The organism is Candidatus Eisenbacteria bacterium, assembly GCA_016867715.1.
Taxonomy (GTDB): Bacteria; Orphanbacterota; Orphanbacteria; order Orphanbacterales; family Orphanbacteraceae; genus VGIW01.
Window position 1 is genome coordinate 1 of record VGIW01000153.1, and the last position, 3,508, is coordinate 3,508.

General features: G+C 66.1%; 3 protein-coding genes. All 3 read left to right on the forward strand.

Annotated features, from left to right (window positions below):
- Positions 1 to 269 (forward strand): DUF1611 domain-containing protein (locus tag FJY73_14150; GenBank protein ID MBM3321802.1); only part of this gene is annotated, 269 nt, incomplete at its 5' end.
- Positions 270 to 344: 75 nt separating this feature from the next.
- Positions 345 to 2,738 carry a creatininase family protein gene (locus FJY73_14155; GenBank protein ID MBM3321803.1) on the forward strand — a complete coding sequence of 798 codons (2,394 nt, stop codon included), beginning with the start codon at positions 345 to 347 and terminating at the stop codon, positions 2,736 to 2,738.
- Between the two features lie 29 nt (positions 2,739 to 2,767).
- Entirely contained in the window at positions 2,768 to 3,289 is a 522-nt protein-coding gene (locus FJY73_14160) for a hypothetical protein (protein ID MBM3321804.1), read from the forward strand.
- Positions 3,290 to 3,508 lie beyond the last annotated feature (219 nt).

Consider the following 3,508-nt stretch of genomic DNA (forward strand, 5'->3'; position numbering starts at 1 on the left):
CGAGGAGGACCTACGATGGATTCCCCGCATTTCCGATGCACCCGCTCGGAAAGCAGATCCAGGCGATCGAGCTCGTGTCGGGAAGACCGGTCGTCGCGATCACCGTAAACCACGAGGGCCTCGCGCGGGAGGAGATCCCGTTCGTCTGCGACGCGATCGCGCGCGCGACCGGCCTTCCCGCGTTCGATGTCCTTCTGGACGGCGCCGGGCCTCTCGCCGCGATCCTCCTCGACCGGATTCCCGAGGCGCACGACCCCCCGCACCGGTGATGCGAACGCGCCTCCGATCCGGTATCATGACGGAACCGGCGAGGCGACCCAGCCGCGGACAAGCGGGAGGCGCGCGTGCAACCGAGAAAGAAACCCGAGGCGCCGAGCGGGAAGCGCCCGGCGAACGCTTCACGTCCGAAGGATCCACTTGATGCTCTTCACGCCTTCGATCGTCTCGAGGTCGGACCGGTCGAGGTGCGAAGAGACCGCCTCACGGCCCCGTACGCCGTCGTGCGCGGCCGCGCCAAGGACTCGATCGACCTCGTCTATCGTTTCGAGGAGCCGGTCTTCGATCCGAAGAGCCCCTCCGACCGAAACCTCGCCTCGATGGCCGCGGCGCAGGTCGCGCTGAACTACGGCCTCTTCTGCCGCGAGATCGTCTTTCGCGGGGCGTTCGACGAGACGGACCGGCGTTTCCTCGCGGAGATGGCCGAGAACACGGCGCGTGAGATCTACGTCAAGAAGTTCCTGGAGCCGAACCCGTTTCTCGTCGGGGCCGGGCTCGGCATTCCGGCTCTCCCGCGGGAGAATTACCTCCGCGCCTCCCTCCTCTTTCCGGACGCGGAACCGGCCGGGAAGATCTCGTGGAGGATCGACTCCGCCGATCGGAATCGCTGCGCGGTCCTCTCCAGCGGCGGAAAGGATAGCCTCCTCACCTACGGGCTCTTGAACGAGCTCGGCTACGAGGTCCACCCGATCTTCGGGAACGAGTCGGGGAGGCACTGGTTCACCGCTCTCAACGCGTTTCGCCACTTCCAGAAGAACGTTCCCCACACCGCGCGCGTCTGGATGAACTCGGACCGCCTGTTCTCGTGGATGCTGCGGCGCCTCCCCTTCATCCGCGCCGACTTCGCGAGCGTCCGCTCGGATGAGTACCCGATCCGCCTTTGGACCGTCGCGGTCTTTCTCTTCGGCGCGCTCCCCCTCGCGCGCGCGCGCCGCGCGGGGCGCATCCTCATCGGCGACGAGTACGACACGACCGTTCGCGCGAGCCACAAGGGGATCGAGCACTACGACGGGCTCTTCGACCAATCTCGCTTCTTCGACAACGCCCTCTCTCGTTACTATGGCCGTAAAGGATGGGCGCTCTCGCAGTTCTCGGTTCTCCGTCCGCTCTCGGAGCTCCTCATCGAGAAGACACTCTACGAGCGTTATCCGGCGCTCGTCGAACAGCAGGTCTCGTGCCACGCCACGCACATCGAGGGAGGCCGCGTCTTCCCCTGCGGGCGCTGCGAGAAGTGCCGCCGGATCGTCGGGATGATCCTCGCCGTCGGAGGGGACCCGGGCCTTCTCGGATACAAACCGGAGCAGATCGAGACCTGCCTCGCGGATCTCCCGTTGAAGGGGGCGCATCAGGAGGAGGCGAGCCTGCACATGGCGCTTCGGCTCCTCGAGAAGCGCGGCCGCATCTCCCTGACCCCCCGGGAGCGGAAACGCGTCCGCTCCCGTCCCGAGGCGCTCCAACTTCGTTTCGATCCGATTCGTTCGCCCATCGAGGGAATCCCGATCGAGATGCGGATCCCGCTCTACCGGATTCTCCTCGAGCACGCGGAGGGAGCGGTGCGGCGGAAGGGGCGCGCTTGGGAGGCGTTCGATCCGACGACCGATGTCGCCGCGAACCGAGCCTTCCCGTTCGAGAGGGACACCGGCGACTCCTTCGCCCGAGGATCGGCGCGCGGGGAGCGCCCGGCGCGGTTCCTTCTCGGCGAGCTCACCTGGCCCGAGGCGCGCGAGCGTCTTGGCGAGGTGGACGTCGCGCTCCTCCCCGTCGGCGCGATCGAGCAGCACGGGCCGCATCTCCCGCTCGACACGGACGCGTTCGACGCGGAGCATCTCTGCCGCGAGGTGGCGATGCGCTGCCAGGATCCGAAGCCGCTCGTGCTTCCGCTCATTCCGTACGGCGTCTCGTACCACCACGCCGATTTCCCCGGCACGGTGAGCATCGGGAACGACACGCTCGCGCGCCTCGTCTACGAGATCGGCATGGCCCTCGCGGCGAACGGGGTGACGAAGCTTCTCATCATCAACGGCCACGGCGGCAACAAGCCGGCGCTCGACTTCGCGGCGCAGATGATCAACCGGGACGCGCGCGTTTTCGTCGGCGTCGACACCGGCGAGACGAGCGACGTGGATATCTACGGCATGACCGAGACGCCGAACGACGTCCATGCGGGCGAGGTCGAGACGAGCACCAGCCTCGCGACGCGGCCGCATCTCGTGGACAGCGGGCGCATCGAGAAGCTAGTGCCGAGCTTCTCGAGCCGCTACCTCAACTTCACCTCGAGGCGCGGCGTCTCGTGGCACGCGTTCACGAAGCGGATCTCGCCGAGCGGCGTGATGGGAGATCCGACCAAGGCGAGCGCCGAGAAGGGCGTGAAGATGTGGGAGGCGATGATCGGGCATCTGGTCGAGCTCGTGGAGGACCTCAAGGCGCTCACGCTCGACGAGATTTACCAGCGGCGGTACTGAACGGCGCACGAAAGGAAAAAGGTGAAAGCATGAACCATCGATGGCCGCGCACCGTGTTCGCATCGGTCGTGTTTCTGCTCGCCGTCTTCTTCACCGCAGGGTGCGGCGGAAAGGACTCGGGAGAAAAAGCCGCCGAGAAAATGGCCGAGAAGATTCTCGAGCGATCGAGCGGCGAGAAAGCCGACGTCGACTACGACCGGGGAAAGCTCACGGTGAAGACGAAGGACTACGAGACCGAGTCGGTCGAGACGGCCGAGTGGCCGAACGATCTACCGGGCGTTCCGCGCTTCGCGTACGGCAAGGTTGAACGCGTCTCCCGCTCGGAAAACAAAGCCGACGGCGCGCGGAGCTACAGCGTCTGGCTCCACGACGTCGATTCGGACGCGGCGGCGAAGTACGAGGCGGACCTCGAGAAGGCGGGCTGGGAGACGATGCTCGTCGAGATGGGGGATCAGGGCGCGATGGTATCCGGCCAACGAGAGGGCCTCCTCGTCCACTTCATGCACTCGAAGGAAGAGAAGAGCGGAAACCTGACGGTGACCGCGGAGTAGAAACGCTTCCGGGGCGGGACGCCTGAGCAAACCGCGAGGATCCGAAGAAATCGTCGTGAAAGCATGGGATCATCCACGCTCTCTCCTTCACAATCGGCATAGGGGGGTAGCGGGTTCGTCCCGCTACTCCCCCTGCCACACCACCGGACATGCGGGTCCGCATCCGGCGGTTCGGTCGGTTGAGGTCAGCGGCCCAATCTCGGAACTCCCATCCGGTCG